Raw genomic sequence first — 1,661 nt, 5'->3', positions numbered from 1 at the left:
GCCAGATGTTTCAGCGTCGCTGCACATAACGCCTGCGACAGCCTGGGGTCATCCACGGCGCGCGCAACCATGGTCGTACCGATCAGGGCGCACAGTAGCGCCATTGCCTGCTCGTGCGCCTGCGGCTGGCTCCAATCGGGCAACTGGCGGGCGATCAGGTCGATCATTTCCTTGATATGGCTGGTGGCGGCGCGCCGCACTTCCGGCGCCTGGCGGGGCATTTCCGAACACAGCGCCGAAACCGGGCAGCCAGTCTCGATCGCCTTGATATGCTGGGGCGACAAATAGGCATGCATTATGGCCTGCAAGGCCTGCCCTGGCGGCGCAGCGGCCACCAAGCGGGCCCCCCGCGCCACCGTCTCGGCCGCAGCGCGGGCCCCGGCCTCGGCCAGCAAGGCGTCGCGCGAGTCAAAGTGGGCATAGAAGCCGCCGTGCGTAAGGCCGGCTTCCTTCATGATGTCGGCTACACCCGTGCCGCCGTAGCCGCTGCGGCGGATGGCGCGAGCCGCCACTTCCAGGATACGCTCGTGCGTGGCTTCCTTGCGGCCGACAGCGGGTTTGCTGGCAGATTTCGTTTTCATGATGATCATCATATACCAAATTTGGCCGAGGTGCTCGTGGGGACCTTTATTTCTATAAGCGCCGTCCAATAGGATTTGAGGATGATGCCGCTTGTACTAACCGCAGCGCGCGAATCGGTCTTGGTGTTTAATTTTCCTGCCGCTTTCTTGGCGCCCCGAGGGTGCGCAAGGCGCGCTGGCCGCGCTCGACCTTGGCGGCCGAGAACATCATGTAGCGCCCAGCCCTCGTCAAAGATCAATCTTTAGACCAGGACACGGCCGGCGCATGGTTGAGCGTGGATCGGGGCGTTCCAATTGCAATTGGCGGGAAGCCGTCGCTCGATAGGCGCGCACATCCATACGTGCATGACCGGTTGGCACGGCGCGTTCAGAACGGGGCGCCTCAAGCGATCGAAGCGATGACGGTGGCAATAGGATGCTTCAGGCTCCGAGAGCCCAGCGTTCCATTGCCGACACTGCCCAGCTCTATTGCCACGTCATGCTTGGCCCCGGTGCCGGCAATCGAGCGTACCGCAGGCGCTCGACACCGGCGCCTGGCCGCGCTACACGCCCTGGACGAACGCCGCCTCCCTGTTCAGCGTGATGGTTTTCCAGTTGGCGCATTCCATCAGTCCATGCAGTGAATTCTCGCAACCGATGCCGGACCGTTTGTGGCCGCCGAACGCCTGGTGTGGCCAGTACTGGCGTACCTCGTTCAGCCAGACGGTGCCGGCATCCAGCCGGGCGCCGATGCGCTCGACCGCCACCAAGTCGCTGCCCCATACCGACGCGCCAAGGCCGAACGGGCTGGCGTTGGCGCGCGCGACCACCTCGTCCTCATCGCGCCACTTGAGCACCGGCAGGATGGGACCGAAAGGCTCCTCCTGGACGATGCGCGATTCTTCCGGCCGATTGTCCACCAGGGTGTCCTTGCTGATGTCGGAAACGAGTGTGCAGGCGAGTTCGGCCCGCAATACATTCGTTTTTGCGCGCTTGTCCCGTCGCTCTTCCAGGTGTGCCTGAAAAGCGGAGGGCAGGGCGGCCTCAGCGCCACACCCGGCGACTTCGACCAGCTTGAAACCGCCGTGATCGGTTGGATCC

Annotated in this window: 2 protein-coding genes; both read right to left on the bottom strand. The window is 63.9% G+C overall.

Features of this window, described 5'->3' with window-relative positions; translation table 11 throughout:
* The coding region (locus V6M52_RS04060) for a TetR/AcrR family transcriptional regulator (RefSeq protein WP_332699710.1) at positions 1–581 on the bottom strand (581 nt) is incomplete at its 3' end.
* Between the two features lie 542 nt (positions 582–1,123).
* The coding region (locus V6M52_RS04055) for an aldehyde dehydrogenase family protein (RefSeq protein WP_332699707.1) at positions 1,124–1,661 on the bottom strand (538 nt) is incomplete at its 5' end.

This window comes from Devosia sp., assembly GCF_036676215.1.
Classification (GTDB): Bacteria; Pseudomonadota; Alphaproteobacteria; order Rhizobiales; family Devosiaceae; genus Devosia.
Note: the sequence above shows the minus strand (reverse complement) of the source record. Positions and strands in the feature narration are given on the sequence as shown.